Below are 16121 nucleotides of genomic sequence, written 5' to 3'. Positions count from 1 at the left end.
CCGACGTTAGTTCATAGCCACCCGTTATTCATCCTTTCCCGGTTTATTTTTTTCTAAGTCCTGGGCCACCGGCAGGGACCGGTTGGCTGCACCTCCGGCCATGCGTGAATCGGGCGGCCGCGTCGCCGCCAGCACGACGGCGCCCCTCACCACAGCCCCCGCTGCATGCAGTGCGCGGGCCGCTTCCCCCACGGTGGCGCCGGTGGTCAGGACGTCGTCGACGATGATGCAGTGGCGGCCCGCCACCCTTGCAAGCGCCCTGGGCTTTACCTTCATGGAGCCCCGGACCCGCTGTGAACGGGCGCCCCGGCCAAGGCCCTTCTGGCCTCCCGGCATCTGCAGGGCCGGTGGCCCTGCCTTGCTGAGGCAGTCTGCCGCGCGGATCCCGGGAAGCCGCCGGGCCGCCTCCCTGAGGAGCAGGTGGACAGGACTGAACCCGCGGCTGAGGTAGGCTCCCGTGCTGGTGGGGACAGGGACAAGGAGGAATCGTCCGCTGCCCCCGGCCGCAGCCCGTACCGCTTCGGCGAGGGCACCGCCAAGGCAGCGTCCCAGCTGGTACTGGCCGTTCCGCTTGAAAGACAGCAGACCTTGGGCCAACTCGTCGCGGTAGACGCCGGCGGCCACCACCGGCAGCAGGACGGTTCCGCTGACGTCCATCAGGGCCGGGGCCCCACTCTCCGCACGGAAGGGGTGCCTGGTGATCTGCCTGATGCGGCCGGCGCAGGATGCGCACAGGTGCCGGTCTTCGGCTCCGCAGCACACGCAGTCGACGGGAGCAGCGAGGGCGAGAAGGTCCGCGGCGGCACCGGTGATCCAGTCAACGGTGCGCAGCACCACAGCCTGGTGTTCCTGGCGGTGCTTTGCCGGCGAGGACGGCGCCGGGCGGAGATCGGGATCAGGCCTGGGCGCCCTCCGCCGGGCGCCCGCAGTGCCGCCGGCCGTTGTCCTGTCCACCCCTCCACCTTGGGGCGTCACGGATTCCTGGAGTAGGCCTTGCCTGCACTATGTGGACAACCGGGCCTCAGCCGGGGAAGGCGGGATCGATCGGTCCCTTGATTTGCGGCGACCACCCGTTGCCGAGCCGCTGGAAGATGCCTTCCCCGGACTGCGCATAGATGTCATCCGCACCGTTTCCTGCGCTGATGGCCACGAGCCCGGGCCAGGCGGCCAGCTGCTGCGGCTGGCCCGACGCCAGGGACAGCAGTTCAGGCGTGACGTTGGAACCGGCAGATCCCTTCATCACCACCACCGTGGTGCTGCTGACCCACACCCCCTGGTCCGGGTCAGTGGCGGAGGGCAGGGAGACGGGGTTGGTCAGTTCACGCGGCGTGCCGTCTCCGGCCCGGATGATCCCCGCAACCTGGACCCTGGATTTGCCGTTCTGTTCCGAGATGACCAGCGCCCGGACGCCGTCACGGGATACCCGGAATTCCTTGACCGTCCGGCCGGCAAGCCAGGAAGGCGCCAAGGTGACGGACGGAACCGGGGATCCTTCGGCTACCCCCGCGGGATGGAAGGCCACCACTTCGGTGGCGCCTGTAGCGCCGGGACCGGCAGTCCATACCCAGTCGTTGACGCTGAAGGACGGCCTGCTCAGGGTGCTCCTGGTAGTCAGGGCGCGCGCGGGCTGGCCGGGGGCGATGCTGTAGAGGGTGGTCCTGCCGTCATTGAGGAAGGCGGCGGTCTGGGATACCGGCGATTCGGCCGGATAACGGGGGCTGAGGGAGGATACCGGCTGCATGTCCGGCAACGGGGAGACACGGTTGTTTTCGTAGCGCACCAGCTCGTTGCCGCTGATGGCGATCTGGCGTGACGGTACGGTCTTATCAAGCACCGGGGGAAGGACTGCTCCGTTGTCCTCAACCCGGACCAGGTCCTGGTTGGCTCGAAGCTCGACGTTCACGACGTCGGGCTGGCTGCGGAACGTCAGGGTCAACTGCATCTGCATGCGGAGCCGGTCTTCTGCTGATGTCTCCATCAGTTCCTTGGCCGTCAGGTCGACCTGCGCCGCCCCGGAGACCACCGGCACCGATTCGCGGGCAAGCTTGATCCCTGACGGAAACGCGCTGGCCACCGCACCGCGCAAGTAGGGCGCAGGCCCGGCGAGCAGGCTACTGGTCATTGCCTTGACGGTCTTGTTCTTCAGGAACCACCGGACATCCGGGATGGCGTAGGTGAAGGTGGGGTCGTAGAAGTAGATGGGGTAGGCGCCGTAGATGACCTTGAAGGTTTCTTCCGCGATGGCCGTCCCGTCCGGGATCGCGGAGATCCGCCATTCCCCGTCCACCTGGCTCACGGTCACGGGGATCCGCTCCACAGTCCCTTGGGGCGACTGGGTGGCGATGCCGTCGGCGTCCACAGTGTAGGAGACATCGAGTTCGTAGTTGTAGACGTTCTCCGTGTCCGTTGGCACAACCCTTGCTTCCCGGTACACCAACGCCCGCTTATCCGGTTTCCACGACACTGCCGATGCCTGCGTCAGGTACTGGCGCGCGACGGCGTAGTCATCCTCGTAGCCGCTGCCGGCCCGGTAGAAGTAGTCGATGATGGTCTCCGGCGAGGCACCGGGCTGCGGCGCCGCCGGCAGGAACACCGGAGCGCTGACGTTGCCGGCGCTGCTCTCGCTGCTTTTTCCCACCGGGCCCGACGTCGGGATCCGGGCACAGCCGGCCAGGAGGACCATCAGCAGCGCCAGCAGGGCAGCCGCGGACTTCGCCCGGGGGCTGCCTGTCATGGTGTCTCCTTCTGTGCGGGCGCCGGGCCGGGCCGGGCGCCACCAGTCTCCAGCACCAGCATGTTGCTGTAGTCCTGTTCGGCAGGGATGTTGCCCGGCGTTCCCGGTATCACGGCGTCCCGCGGTTCGAGCTGGACCGGCGACTCCACGATTTCCTCCTCCTGCCGCAGGGGAAGGGTCAGGCGGAAGTTCGCGCCATTGCCTTTCCTGCCCCAGGCCTGCAGCCAGCCGTGGTGCAGCTTGGTGTCCTCCATGGCGATCGAGAGCCCGAGTCCGCTGCCTCCGGTAGTGCGGGCGCGGGCAGGGTCCGCACGCCAGAACCTGTCGAAAACCCTTGCGGCCTCCGCCGGCTCCATTCCTATGCCGTGGTCCCGGACAGCCACTCCCACGGCGGTTTGGTTCGCCGCCACCGTGACGGCCACCGGTTTGCCTTCGCCGTGCTCCACCGCGTTCAGGATCAGGTTCCGCAGGATCCGGTCGATCCGGCGCGCATCCATTTCCACGATGATGGCACCTTCGGGCGCGCTGAGGACGATGTCAGAGCCGTACTCAGCCGCCACCGGCGCAGCGCCCTCAATCACGTGGGCGACCACCTGGATGAGGTCCTCGGGCTCGGCGTCGAGCACGGCCACGCCGGCGTCGAAGCGGCTGATTTCCAGGAGGTCCGAGAGGAGGGACTGGAACCGTTCAACCTGGTTGTAGAGCAGTTCCGCGGAGCGCTTGTTGATGGGGTCGAAATCGTCGCGGGCGTCGTACAGCACCTCGGCCGCCATCCGGACGGTGGTCAGTGGCGTCCGGAGTTCGTGCGAGACGTCGGACACGAACCGCTGCTGCATCTGCGAAAGGGTCGCCAGCTGCGTGATCTGCTCCTGGAGGCTGGCCGCCATGTGGTTGAAGGAGGCGCCCAGGCGTGCCACTTCGTCTTCACCGCGGACCACCATGCGCTCCTGCAGTTGGCCGGCTGCGAGTTTCTCCGACACCATAGCCGCGTGGCTGACAGGACTGACCACGTTGCGGGTAACGTACCAGGCGACGGCCCCGATCAGCAGGACCAGCACCGCCCCGCCTGCCCAGAGCACGCTCTGGATTTCGTTGAGCGTCTGCTGCGCGGTGTTGAGGTCATAAATAAGGTAAAGCTCGTAGACGGTGCCGTTGAAGGTCACCTTGTTGCCCACGGCGATGCCCGGCCGGTCCTCGGTTCCCACGGGAATGACGGTGGAGGCCCAGTACTGGTCCTTTCCGGACTGCTGGACCGCTTTGCGCAGTTCCGGGGGGATGACGCTGACGGTCAGTTGGTCCGAAGCGCGTGACTCCACCCATCTGTTCCGGGGCTTGGTCTGCTCCGGCATCGCCTCGAAGACGTACCGGCGCTGGATCACCGATCCCCGCCCCTCGACGGCGTTCAGCGTGTCGTATACCAGGGTGATGACGCTGGACTGGTCGGTGACCTGGGCGCCGTCGAACGTTTCCTGCACCTGCTTGACGTTGTAGCGGGTTTCGGACTCCGCCTGAGTCAGCCGCTCCTGGAACAGGTTGTTGGCAATCTGGTTCGAGAGGTAGGCGCCGACCACCGCGAAAGACGTCACGGCCAGCATCAGCGTGGTCAGGACGGTGCGGAACTGGAGCGAGCGGCGCCACCGCTTCTGCAGTGCGCGCCCGAGGTACCGCAGGCCGGGAAGGAACCGCCGGACACCCATCCGGACCAGCCTTGCCACGCGCAAGGACACGATCAACGCCCTGCGCTGCCAGATGCGGGCCCGGAATGCCACCTTGCGCGCTGCCGGCGTCAACGTTTCCTTGCCATCGCCGCCATCGGGCGTGTCCTGCCTCCCCGCATTCACGGAAGGCTGCGGCGCGGCGTTTGGAGTGCCTGCAGGCGTGGGGGCGGAATGGTCCGCTCCCGCGTCGTGCCCGGCGGGGTCAGACCCCTGCTTTGTAGCCGACACCACGCACCGTCAATACCACTTCCGGAGCTTCCGGGTCCTGCTCGATTTTGGAGCGCAGCCGCTGCACATGGACGTTGACCAGCCGGGTATCTGCAGCGTGGCGGTACCCCCAGACCTGTTCAAGCAGCAGTTCCCGAGTGAAGACCTGCCACGGCTTGCGGGCCAGTGCCACAAGGAGGTCGAATTCCAGCGGAGTCAGCGAGATCCGCTCATTGCCCCTGCTGACAGTGTGCCCGGCGACGTCGATGGTGATGTCCGCGATCTTGAGCGTCTCGGGTGCCTTCTGGTCACCCGGACGGAGGCGCGCGCGTACCCGTGCCACCAGTTCTGCAGGCTTGAAGGGTTTGGGCACGTAGTCATCAGCGCCGGATTCCAGGCCACGGACGACGTCGGAGGTGTCGGATTTGGCAGTCAGCATCACGATGGGAACATCCGACTCAGCGCGGACCTGCCGGCAGACCTCGATGCCGTCCATGCCGGGAAGCATGAGATCGAGCAGGACAAGGTCGGGCCTGGATGACCTGAAGACGTCGAGCGCCTTTGCGCCGTCCGCACAAAAAACCGGCTCAAAGCCGTCGTTGCGGAGGACAATTCCAATCATCTCGGCCAGCGCTTCGTCATCATCAACCACCAGAATGCGTGCCTTCATAGTTATATATTCCCTTATCAGGATGGCTTTGTCCTGTTCAGCGGCTTCCGGCATGGCGGGGCACTAGGACGTCCGACGGCGGAACTATAGTCTTGGGGCATGCCTCGCGCCGCCCGCGCCCAGCTTGCAACGTGCTGCGCGGAGCAGCAGGCTACTGATATGGGGAGGAATCAGTGTCACCACAGGAGTCCGGCGCCGGGGAACCCACGCGGGACCAGCCGGACCGGGGAGAGGACGACGGCGGGGGTGCGGCTTCAGGCGGCATCGGCCCGGTACCGCCGGCCTGGCATCAGCCGTGGGCGCCACCGGCGGACGGACAACCAGCGGGCTGGCAGCAGCCGTCCCCGTGGCAGCAACCACCTGGTCACTACGGAAACCGGGACACTGCCTACGGCGCCCCTTCTGCCTACGGCGGCCCGGCATACAACGGCAACCCGGCCGCCGGGCCCCAATACCCCGGATACCCCTATCCCGGCTCCCTGTACGATAAGCCGACGTACGGCAGCTCCCCCTACGGCCAGCCGCGCTACACAGCTCCGCCCAAACCAGGCATAGTCCCGCTGCGCCCCCTTCTGTTCGGCGAAATCCTGGACGGGGCGTTCCAGGCTATCCGGCGCAACGCCAAGGCGATGCTCGGCGCGGCCCTCCTGGCCCAGTCCCTGGCCGCCATCCTCACGGCAGTGGTGACCGCGGCCACGGCCGCTTCTGCCGGTTCCATCGAGGCCTGGGCCGACACCGCCACACCCGCGGACGTTGCCTCGGTCGGCATGGGGTTTGTTGCCGCCGTCGTGCTGTTTTCCATCCTGGCGGTCTTCGTCTCGGTCGTCCTCCAGGGCGCCATGGTGGTGCCCGTGGCCAGGTCGATCCTTAACCGGCCCACAGGTTTCCGCCTGATGTGGCAGTTGGCGCGCTCCAGGACCGGCGCGCTGGTCCGGCTGGCTGCTCTGCTGATGGCGGCCGGAGTGCTCGCGGTCCTGCTCCTGGCGGTGGCCACAGCCCTCCTGCTCTCCAGCGTGCGGGGGATGGGGCTGCTGCTGGCCATCCCGGTGTTTTTCGCTTTCGTGCTGCTGTTCGCCTGGGTGGCGGTCAAATTCATGGTGGCGCCTGCCGCCGTCGTCGTCGAAGAGCTGGGCGCTTTCGCGGGACTGCGGCGCTCCTGGGAACTTACCCGGGCCAACTGGTGGCGCATCTTCGGTATCACGGCGGTGGTAAGCGTCGTCGTGGGCGTCATCAGCCAGGTGGTCCTGATCCCGGTGACGTTCCTGGCCAGCTTCCTGACGAGTGTCGTCTCGCCGCATGGCGGGAGTGGACAGGAAACAACCGTGGCCGTCGCGGCAGGCGTGCTCACAGCCGTGCTTGGGGCACTGGCCGGCGCCGTGGGCTACGCCTCCCAGACATCCGTCATGGCCCTGCTGTACCTGGACCTGCGGATGCGCAAGGACGGGCTGGACATCGCGCTGCTGCGCCAGCATGAGTCAGGCGCTGACCCGGGCGTTCCGGGCAGGGGTGTCGTGCCGGGCGTGCCCGGGGCCTACCCGGGCCGAGGAACTGCGGCACGCGGATGGCCGGATGGGCGCTGAGCCGCCGGTGCTGCCCTCCGCGGATGAAGCCAGGCGGTGGGCTGCGGAGGAACTGGCCAAACCGGAGTACCGGGACGCTGCCCCTTCCTGGCTTGGGACACTCTGGCGGAACTTCCTGGACTGGCTGCGGTCCCTGGACGGGGGCTCCACGGGCGACGCCGCGCAGGTGCCAGGCGCGGTCATAGCCATCGTCATTGCCGTCGTCATCATCGCCGCCGTGATCCTGGCGCGCCCCCGCCTGAACGCCCGGGTCCGCCGCCCCAAGGAGGTATTCGAAAAGGACGTTGCCGTCCACGCCGCCGACTACCGGGCGCGCGCGGAAGCCGCAGCGGCCTCCGGAAAGTGGGGGGACGCCGCCGTCGACCGTTTCCGGGCCCTCGTCCGCAGCGCTGAAGACCGTGCCGTCCTGGACCCGCAACCGGGCCTGACTGCGGACGAAGCGGCACGGGCCCTGTCCCTGCCCTTCGCCGCCGAGGCCAGGCGCCTGGAACTGGCGGCGGCGATGTTCGACGGGATCCGGTACGGGAACCTGGCTGCCGGGCGCGCCGACTACCAGGCCATGGCCGACCTGGATGCGGCGCTGGAGGCCAGCAGGCCCGCCCGCTCCCCCGTTGGCAAGGCGGTGCCACTGCCATGACCGGCATTCTGTCCATCGATAACGACTCCACGGGCACTGGCCCTCCGGGGGCACCTGCACCGGCAGGGAAGCGGCGACGCTGGGTCCGTCGCCATCGCACCCTCGCTGCGGGCGCGGCAGTGGTGGCTGCCGCCCTGGCGCTCGCCGTCGGGACGCAGCTGGCGCCCAAGGGAGACAGCATTCCCCTCTCCGTCAGCAACGCGGGGCCCGACGGAGCCAAAGCCCTGGCAGTGATCCTGCGGCAGCACGGGGTCGACGTCCATACCCCGGAGAGGTTGGAGGACGCCCTTGCCGTGCTGCGGCCTGGTTCCACCCTGCTGCTGTATGACCGGAACGGAGTCCTGGGCGGCCCGCAGCTGGAGGCGCTGATGGAGCAGGCGGACCGGGTAGTAGTTGTCGCGCCCAGGCTGAACACGCTGACCGCGCTGGATTCCGGGATCCGCCAGGCAGGCGTGGTCCCCGAGGCCTTTCCGGTCCTGGAGGCTGGCTGCACCCTGCCGGCGGCGGAGGCTGCCGGGCAGGTCACGGGCACAGCGGGTTTCGTGTACGACGGCGGCACCACCTGCTACCGTCCGGGTGGCAGTGCCGCCGGGCTGCTTGCCGCCAGCACCGACCTGCGCATTACGGTCCTGGGCAGCACGGCGGTCATGGGCAACGACAAGCTGGACGAGGCCGGAAATGCGGCTCTCGCCCTCAGGCTGCTCGGCAGCTCGCCGGACCTCGTCTGGTACCTGCCGACCCTGCAGGACGTGGCGGGGGACGGCACTAACGCAACGTTGGACGACCTCGCCCCGGACTGGGCCCGCTTCCTGGGTCCATGGCTCCTCGTGATCGCTGTCGCGGCCATAGCCTGGCGCGGCCGGCGCCACGGGCCCCTGGTTTTCGAGCCGCTGCCCGTCATGGTCAAGGCGGTGGAGACGGCAGAGGGGCGCGCCCGGCTCTACCATGATTCGCACGCGATCGGCCAGGCCCGCGACAACCTGCGGGCAGGGCTGCTGACGCGGCTTGCAGGCAGCCTCCGGCTGGGCCCTGGTGCCACTGCAGCGGAAACCATCACCGCGGCAGCGACGGTGCTGGGCCGCGACCCTGCCGGTATCGCTGCCCTGGTCAATGAACACCCTCAAACCGAGGCCCGGCTGGTCGCCTGGTCCCAGGCCCTGGACAATCTGGAGAAAGAGGTCACGACCAAATGAGCGAACACAGCAGCGGCCCCACGGTCCTTAACCCCTCGGACGACAACGCCTCCGGCGACGGCCGCGCATTGCCGGACGATGCCGCCCGGCAGGCCCTGCTGGACGTCCGCCGCGAGGTGGCAAAAGCTGTTGTAGGGCAGGACGGCACGGTCACCGGCCTGCTGATTGCCCTCCTCTCGCAGGGACACGTGCTGCTGGAGGGCGTCCCGGGCGTGGCCAAGACCCTCCTGGTCCGTGCGCTGTCCGCGGCGCTAAGCCTCGACACCAAGAGGGTGCAGTTCACCCCCGACCTGATGCCCGGGGACGTCACCGGCTCATTGGTGTACGACTCCCGCACTTCCGATTTCAGCTTCCGGGAAGGGCCGGTGTTCACCAACCTCCTGCTGGCTGACGAAATCAACCGCACACCGCCCAAGACACAGGCCTCGCTGCTGGAGGCCATGGAGGAGCGCCAGGTGTCCGTCGACGGACAGTCCCTCCGGCTGCCTTCGCCGTTCCTCGTGGCGGCCACCCAGAACCCGGTGGAATACGAGGGAACCTATCCCCTGCCCGAGGCCCAGCTGGACAGGTTCCTGCTCAAGCTCACCATGCCCCTGCCCGGGCGCCACGACGAGATCGAGGTTATCCGTCGCCACGCGGCAGGATTCGACCCCCGGGACCTGCAGGCGGCAGGAGTCAGGGCCGTCGCCGGCGCCGGGGACCTGGCGCGGGCACGGGAGGCCGTGGCGGGCGTGGCGGTTGAACCGGAAATCGTGGGCTACATCGTTGACCTGGTCCGCGCCACGCGGGCGGCACCGTCCTTCCTGCTGGGCGTGTCGCCCCGCGGTGCCACCGCACTGCTGAACACTTCACGGTCCTGGGCCTGGCTCTCCGGACGCTCCTTCGTCACCCCGGACGACGTCAAGGCCCTGGCTTTGCCGTGCCTGCGGCACCGGGTGGCACTCCAGCCCGAAGCCCAGATGGACGGCGTTCGCGTGGACGACGTCCTCGGCAGCATCCTGGCAGCCGTCCCCGTCCCGCGCTGATGGCCGTCTCAGGACGCTTCGTGGCGCTGGTTGTGCTCGGACTGGTTCCGGTCCTGCTGGTCCCGGGGTGGCCAACGGTCCTGGCGGTGGGCGCGGCGCTCCTGGTCCTGCTGTGCACAGACCTGCTCCTCGCCGGGTCCCCCCGGCAAATCGTCGTGCTGCGCGCCGAACCTGAAAACGTCACGCTCAATAACACGGCAACGGCCGTGCTGACCATCCACAACAACGGCAACCGGAGGCTCCAGGGAACACTGCGGGACGGCTGGCAGCCGTCCGCCGGGGCGCAGAACCCGGTCCAGGCCATCGACGTCCCGTCGGGCGAAAGCCGGCGGCTGGCAATCACTCTCCGTCCTGTCCGCCGCGGTGACCTTACGACACCCCATGTGACGTTCCGTTCCTTCGGCCCCCTGGGTGTGGCGGCGCGCCAACGCACCATCGGATGTCCCGGCTCGCTGCGCGTGCTGCCGCCCTTCCACTCCCGCCGGCACCTGTCCTCGAAGCTCCGTCAACTGCGCGAACTCGACGGAAAGGCCGCTGTCCAGATCCGGGGCGCCGGCACCGAGTTCGATTCGCTGCGGGGTTACGTCCGGGGTGACGACGTCCGCTCCATTGACTGGCGGGCCACCGCCCGGCGCTCCGCCGTCGTGGTGCGGACGTGGCGGCCCGAACGGGACCGCCGGATGGTGATGATCCTGGACACGTCCCGTACGTCGGCAGCAAGAATCGGTGACGAAACCCGGCTGGACACCGGGATGGAGGCGGCGCTCCTGCTGGGGGTCCTGGCCGAACGCGGAGGCGACCGGGTGGATCTCGTGGCCTTTGACCGCCGCGTCCGCGCGCGGGCAGGTTCCGCCGGGCAGGGGAATCTCCTGGGCCGGCTGGTCCAGGCCATGGCGCCGTTGGACCCCGAGCTCATCGAGATGGACTGGGCGGCGCTCCCGGCTCAGGTCCGGGCCGTTTCCCCGCACCGGTCCCTGGTGGTCCTGCTGACAACGCTCGACGGCGGGGCACCGGAGGAAGGCCTGCTGCCCGCGGCGGAGCGGCTCGCCAGCCAGCACACCGTAGTGGTCGCGGCTGTCCGCGACCCCCAGCTTGGAACCATGCTGCGGGAACGCGACGACGCCACCGGGGTCTACCGCGCGGCCGCGGCGGAGCGCGCCCTGCTCCAACGGGCTGCAGTGACAGCGGAACTGCGGCGCTGCGGCGTGGAGGTGGTGGATGCCGAACCCCACCAGTTGCCGCCCCGCCTCGCGGACATGTACATCAAGCTCAAGGCTGCCGGTAGATTGTGAAGCCGGACGCAGCAGCCGCCCATCGACACCAACAGGAGGTCCTCCGTGAACACCCCGATCTACGAGCAGGCACTCGGCAGGGATTTCGCGCGCCTGCAGCCCGAACTGCAGGAGTACTTCTCCCTCGCTCCGGGCTCGGGGCAGTACGGGGTAGGGGAAGGGACATTCGACGTCGTGGGGTGCCGCCAGCGCTGGCTCCGCCCCCTGCTGCGGGTCACCGGGGGCGAAGAAGCCTTTTTCCCCGAGTACGGTGAAAACGTTCCGTTCCGGATCGAAAACCACGCACACCAGGATCCGTTCGGCCGCTCCAGCCTGACCGCGCGGCGGGAGATCCGTTTCCCCGGACGCACCCGGCTGTTCCAGGACACCACCAGCGCCACGAGCCGCGGCGGCGCCACCCAACTGGTGGACTACGTTGGCCGGTACCGGCGCCTGGTGACGGACCTGAACCTCAGCGTGACCCCGGAAGGAAGGCTCCGGGGCGTATCGGAGGCTTCCAGGCTCTTCCTGGGCCCGCTGCGGATACCGCTTCCCCAGGCACTGGACGCCAAGGCCTACGCCGAACAGTGGTGGGATCCGGCCGAGGGCAGCCACGGAAGGCACCGCATCCAGGTCAAGGTGATCCAGCCCCAGATCGGGCTGGTCCTGGTGTACGCCGGGGCTTTCGACTATCGGCTCCGCCCCTACACCAGCGGCAGCTCCGCGCACAGCTTCCTGCCGCGCTACGCGCAGCCGGACCGCTGGGAGAACAGGACCTGAGCCCCTACCCCACCGAGCGTTGGTTCAGGCCGTCGGCCAGCTGGGTGAGCCTGCCCAGGACAGCCGTGGCCTGTGCCGGGGTATGGCCGGCCAGCCCCGCCGAGGGTGTCACCCGGACCGCGGCCAGCAAAGCGGCGGGAAGGCCCACCTGGCGCCAGGGGCGCCACACGGAGTCCACGCAATCGGCCACCTTGGGCAGCGTGCTGCCGGAAACGTCCAGCGCGCCCGCCCAGAAGCGCTTCCCGGCCTCGGCCGCCCCGGCCAGCTGCTCCCACTGGCGGTTGGTCAGCGCCTTCAGCGGCACCGCGATTCCGTCAGCCCCCGCCGCCAGGATCTGCTCGAACGGCGCTTCCAGTTCGGGAACGGACACCACGATTTCCGACGCGCCGGCCAAGCGCAGCGCATCCAGGACCACACGCCAGGATTCCCGGGCCTCCGACCCTGGAACAGCCCTCAGCGTGCGGTAGCCGCTGGCCGTGGGGATGGCACCGGCCAGCACCGCGGCAATATCCGGTTCATCCACCTGGACCACCAGCCGCGCCCCCGGCACCGCCGACGAAACCCGGGCGAGGTAGCTGCCCACCCCTTCCGCCAGGGACGCGGCGAGGTCCCGGCGGGCACCGTAGTCCACTACCGCGCGCTCGCCGTTGTGCAGGTGCAAGGCCGCCGCGAGGCTCAGGGGTCCCACCAACTGGACTTTGAGTTCTGTCGCCGAAGACTCCTCCGCGCCGGCTACGTCGGCCAGGACGTTGATGTCGGTGGCGAGCGCCGATGCTGCCTTTCGGATGTCTTTGCCGGGGCGGTCGACAAGCCGCCAGCCGTAGGGCTGGACGTCGGCCCACAGTTCCTCAAGCAGCGAGGCGGTGCGACCCACCGCGTCGGACCCGACGCCGCGGTCCGGCAATTCGGCCAGGAACGGCAGGTGCGGGCTGCCCAGCTCCCCCCTGATGATCCGGGCCGCTTCCAGCGGGTCCTCGCCGGGCCACGGGCCCAGTCCAGTGGCTGTCACTTCCTTGGGCGGCAGGGCCGCCGTCGAAAGCGTCCCGTTGCCGCGCTGTTGCTCTTCCCGGCTCACCTCAGTGCGGAAGCCTGCGGTCCGGACGCGGCCTGGTGGTCCTCGGCGATGGCCTCGTGGTGGCGGATGACCTCGCCGATGATGAAGTTCAGGAACTTTTCGGCGAATGCCGGGTCAAGGTGCGCGTCCTCTGCCAGACGCCGCAGGCGGGCGATCTGGGCGGCTTCCCGTCCGGGATCCCCGGCGGGCAACCGGTGGGCAGCCTTGAGGAAGCCCACCTTTTGGGTGGCTTTGAAACGTTCCGCCAGCAGGTAGACCAGGGTGGCGTCGATGTTGTCGATGCTCGAACGGATGGACAGCAGTTCAGCCATCACCGAATTGTCCACCTGGCCGGCCAGGGAACTGGCGGAGGGATCGAAATCGTCAGGACCGGGTGAGCTGAGGTTGTGCTGCGTCATGGTCCCAGTCTATGGGAGCGGCCGGAACCGACGCGGGTGTTAAGGGCCGGTACCGGCGGGCTGCCGGTACCGGCCCCCGTCAGCTGCCCAGCAGGGCGCGGTGCTCCTCGCGCCGCTTTGCCTGCTCAGCCGGATCCGGAACAGGAAGCGAAGCGATCAGTCGGCGCGTGTAGTCATGCTGTGGGTTGCCCATGACCTGGCTGCCAATCCCCTGTTCCACCAGCTTCCCCTTGTACAGCACCCCAACCCAGGTCGAGAGAATATCCACTACCGCAAGGTCGTGGCTGATGAAGAGGCAGCCGAACCCGAACTCCTCCTGGATGTCTTTGAACAGCTCCAGGACTTTCGCCTGCACCGAAACGTCAAGGGCCGACGTCGGCTCATCCGCTATCAGCAGCCGCGGATTCAGGCTGAGCGCCCGGGCCAGGGATGCGCGCTGCCGCTGGCCGCCGGACAATTCGTGCGGGTACCTCCCCGCATACGACGCCGGCAGCTGCACTGATTCGAGCAGCTCACCCACACGCTTGCGCGCCTGGGCTTCGCTCGGCCGGGTGTGTATCAGCATGGGCTCGGCGATGCACTCCCCGATGGTCAGCTGCGGGTTGAACGACGCTGCCGGGTCCTGGAACACGAAGCCGATGTCCTTCCGCAGCGGCTTAAAGGTGCGTTCGCGCAGATTCAGCATCTCGTAGCCAAGCACCTTGAGGCTGCCACCGGTGGTGCGGTTCAGCCCCGCGATGGCCCGCCCGATGGTGGTCTTGCCGGATCCCGATTCCCCGACAAGGCCGAAGACCTCACCCCTGGACAACGTGAAGCTGACACCGTCCACGGCCTTGAACGCCGGCGTTCCCAGCCGGCCGGGATACTCGATCACCAGGTTGTCCGCCGCCACCAGCACTTCCTCATCCTGGTGGGGCCGCCGGGTCAGGCCCTCCGACGCCGAGTTGCGGCCGAGGTGCGGCACAGCGGCCAGAAGCCGGCGGGTGTAGTCCTGCCTGGGTTCGGCGAAGAGCTTCCGGGCCGGAGCCTCCTCGACGATGTCGCCCTGGTACATCACCACCACCCGGTCGGCCAGGTCTGCCACGACGCCCATGTTGTGGGTGATCAGGACGATCGAGGTGCCGTACTTGTCCCGAAGGTCCCGGAGTAGTTCCAGGATCTCCGCCTGGACAGTCACGTCCAGGGCGGTGGTAGGTTCGTCGGCGACGATGAGCCCGGGATTCAGCGCCAGGGCTGCGGCGATCACCACACGCTGCTTTTGGCCGCCGGAGAACTGGTGCGGATAGTAGTTGACCCGGTGCTCCGGGTCCGGGATGCCCACCTTGCCCAGGGCTTCGACAGCCCGCGCCCTGGCTTCCTTGGCACTCACCCGCCCCCCGCCGTCGCGCGCCGCATGGGCACGGATGCCCTCGGCGATCTGCCAGCCCACGGTGAAGACCGGGTTCAGGGCGGTGGAAGGTTCCTGGAACACCATGGCGACGTCGCGTCCGCGGATCTGGCGCAGGCGCGCGGCGCTGAGGCTGATCACGTTGGTGCCGTTGATGAGTACCGCCCCTGAGCTGCTGGCGGTTTCCGGCAAGAGGCCAAGGATGGTCTTGGCAGTGACAGTCTTGCCGGAACCTGACTCACCCACGATGGCCAGTACCTCGCCGGCCTTGATGTCGAGACTGACGTCCTTGACGGCCCGGACATCGCCGGCATCGGTGGCAAAAGTGACCTGGAGGTGGTCGATATCAAGGACCGTCTTGCGGTCCTGCTCCCGGCGGTCGGACACCGACCCAAGGTTTTCGCTCACGGGTTGCTCGATTCTGTTTCGGTGCCGGGTCCGGCAACACCAGGTCCGGCAACGGCTGGTGCTGCGGGCGCTGCCGCCTTGCGGGTGGCCCGCTTACGGCCGCGGAGGCGGGGATCGTTCAGGTCGTTGATGCTCTCGCCCACGAGCGTCAGCCCGAGGACCGTCCAGACGATGGCGAGGCCGGGGAAGAGCCCGGTCCACCAGATGCCAGAGGTGGTGTCTGCGAGCGCCTTGTTGAGGTCGAAGCCCCATTCCGCCGCTGAGCTTGGCTCGATGCCGAAGCCCAGGAAGCCCAGCCCTGCCAGGGTCAGGATGGCTTCCGAGGCGTTGAGGGTGAAGATCAGCGGCAGCGTGCGCGTGGCATTGCGGTAGATGTGCCGGGTCATGATGCGCACGTTCGAGGCGCCCACCACCTTGGCGGACTCGACGAAGGGTTCCGCCTTCAGCCTGATGGTCTCCGCGCGGATCACCCTGAAGTACTGCGGGATGAACACCACCGTGATGGAGATGGCTGCAGCCAGGATCCCGCCCAACAGGCTGGACTGGCCGCCGCTGATGACAATGGCCATGACGATTGCCACCAGCAGCGAGGGGAAAGCGTAGATCGCGTCCGCCACGACCACGAGGATGCGGTCCAGCCAGCCGCCGATGTAGCCGCTGACCAGGCCGAGGATGACGCCCGCGAAGATGGACAGGATCACGGCCACGATGATGACCAACAGCGCCGTCTGGGTACCCCAAATGACACGGGAAAGGACGTCGTACCCGCCCACCGTGGTGCCGAGGAGGTGCTTGCCGCCCGGCTCCTGCTGGGTGGGGAAATTGCCCTCGGCGTCCGAAAGCTGGGCAAAGCCATAGGGGGCGAGCAGTGGTGCGGCCAGTGCCGTCAGCAGGAAGATGCCGGTGAGGACAAGTCCCACGACCAGCATGAAACGCTGCAGGCCGACGCTTTTGTTGAAGTGTGACACAACCGGCAGCCGCCGGAAGAAGGACGCCCGCGGGTTGGCGACGGGTTCCAGGGTGGTCTCGGCAGTCATG

The 16121-nt window shown here is 68.2% G+C and carries 14 protein-coding genes; 6 read left to right on the top strand and 8 right to left on the bottom strand.

The window, feature by feature from the left end; all coding sequences use genetic code 11:
* Positions 1-24: 24 nt before the first annotated feature.
* The 4 genes from AC3IMC_RS04405 to mtrA all read right to left on the bottom strand — a co-directional run bounded on the left by AC3IMC_RS04405 (position 25) and on the right by mtrA (position 5329).
* Positions 25-954: a ComF family protein gene (locus AC3IMC_RS04405; protein WP_490917206.1), complete on the bottom strand. Its 930-nt coding sequence runs from the start codon at positions 952-954 to the stop codon at positions 25-27.
* Between the two features lie 67 nt (positions 955-1021).
* Positions 1022-2734, bottom strand: a complete 1713-nt coding sequence (locus tag AC3IMC_RS04400) for an LpqB family beta-propeller domain-containing protein (protein WP_490917205.1) — start codon at positions 2732-2734, stop codon at positions 1022-1024.
* The gene (gene mtrB, locus AC3IMC_RS04395; RefSeq protein ID WP_490917204.1) at positions 2731-4683 is read right to left on the bottom strand and encodes an MtrAB system histidine kinase MtrB; all 1953 of its coding nucleotides are present in this window, start codon (positions 4681-4683) and stop codon (positions 2731-2733) included. Before mtrB ends, AC3IMC_RS04400 begins: the two co-directional genes overlap by 4 nt.
* Positions 4655-5329, bottom strand: a complete 675-nt coding sequence (mtrA, locus tag AC3IMC_RS04390) for an MtrAB system response regulator MtrA (protein WP_454485031.1) — start codon at positions 5327-5329, stop codon at positions 4655-4657. The genes mtrB and mtrA overlap by 29 nt, the downstream gene beginning before the upstream one ends.
* Positions 5330-5502: 173 nt before the next feature.
* Between mtrA and AC3IMC_RS04385 the strand changes: the two genes are divergently transcribed.
* Genes AC3IMC_RS04385 through AC3IMC_RS04360 form a run of 6 tightly spaced genes read left to right on the top strand, consistent with a single transcriptional unit; the run spans position 5503 to position 11815 of the window.
* Positions 5503-6909: a DUF7847 domain-containing protein gene (locus AC3IMC_RS04385; protein ID WP_490917203.1), complete on the top strand. Its 1407-nt coding sequence runs from the start codon at positions 5503-5505 to the stop codon at positions 6907-6909.
* Entirely contained in the window at positions 6899-7546 is a 648-nt protein-coding gene (locus AC3IMC_RS04380; protein WP_490917202.1) for a DUF4129 domain-containing protein, read from the top strand. The genes AC3IMC_RS04385 and AC3IMC_RS04380 overlap by 11 nt, the downstream gene beginning before the upstream one ends.
* Positions 7543-8739 carry a DUF4350 domain-containing protein gene (locus tag AC3IMC_RS04375; RefSeq protein ID WP_490917201.1) on the top strand — a complete coding sequence of 399 codons (1197 nt, stop codon included), beginning with the start codon at positions 7543-7545 and terminating at the stop codon, positions 8737-8739. Before AC3IMC_RS04380 ends, AC3IMC_RS04375 begins: the two co-directional genes overlap by 4 nt.
* Positions 8736-9764, top strand: a complete 1029-nt coding sequence (locus AC3IMC_RS04370; protein ID WP_490917200.1) for an AAA family ATPase — start codon at positions 8736-8738, stop codon at positions 9762-9764. The genes AC3IMC_RS04375 and AC3IMC_RS04370 overlap by 4 nt, the downstream gene beginning before the upstream one ends.
* Positions 9764-11056, top strand: a complete 1293-nt coding sequence (locus tag AC3IMC_RS04365) for a DUF58 domain-containing protein (RefSeq protein WP_490917199.1) — start codon at positions 9764-9766, stop codon at positions 11054-11056. Before AC3IMC_RS04370 ends, AC3IMC_RS04365 begins: the two co-directional genes overlap by 1 nt.
* A gap of 45 nt (positions 11057-11101) precedes the next feature.
* A complete protein-coding gene (locus AC3IMC_RS04360; protein ID WP_490917198.1) occupies positions 11102-11815 on the top strand; it encodes a DUF4166 domain-containing protein in 714 nt (237 codons plus the stop codon).
* Positions 11816-11819: 4 nt separating this feature from the next.
* Here AC3IMC_RS04360 and AC3IMC_RS04355 read toward each other — a convergent pair whose 3' ends face one another.
* From AC3IMC_RS04355 to AC3IMC_RS04340, 4 genes are all read right to left on the bottom strand, one after another.
* Positions 11820-12824 (bottom strand): uroporphyrinogen decarboxylase/cobalamine-independent methonine synthase family protein, encoded by a 1005-nt coding sequence (locus AC3IMC_RS04355; RefSeq protein ID WP_490917197.1) that lies wholly within the window; start codon positions 12822-12824, stop codon positions 11820-11822.
* Positions 12825-12886: 62 nt separating this feature from the next.
* The gene (locus tag AC3IMC_RS04350; RefSeq protein ID WP_221386666.1) at positions 12887-13288 is read right to left on the bottom strand and encodes a chorismate mutase; all 402 of its coding nucleotides are present in this window, start codon (positions 13286-13288) and stop codon (positions 12887-12889) included.
* 79 nt (positions 13289-13367) lie between these two features.
* Entirely contained in the window at positions 13368-15083 is a 1716-nt protein-coding gene (locus AC3IMC_RS04345) for an ABC transporter ATP-binding protein (protein WP_490917196.1), read from the bottom strand.
* Positions 15080-16120, bottom strand: a complete 1041-nt coding sequence (locus tag AC3IMC_RS04340; RefSeq protein WP_490917195.1) for an ABC transporter permease — start codon at positions 16118-16120, stop codon at positions 15080-15082. The genes AC3IMC_RS04345 and AC3IMC_RS04340 overlap by 4 nt, the downstream gene beginning before the upstream one ends.
* Position 16121: the final 1 nt, after the last annotated feature.

The organism is Arthrobacter sp. E70 (assembly GCF_058266945.1).
The sequence above is the reverse complement of the archived record's forward strand: the minus strand, read 5'-3'. Positions and strand labels throughout refer to the sequence as shown.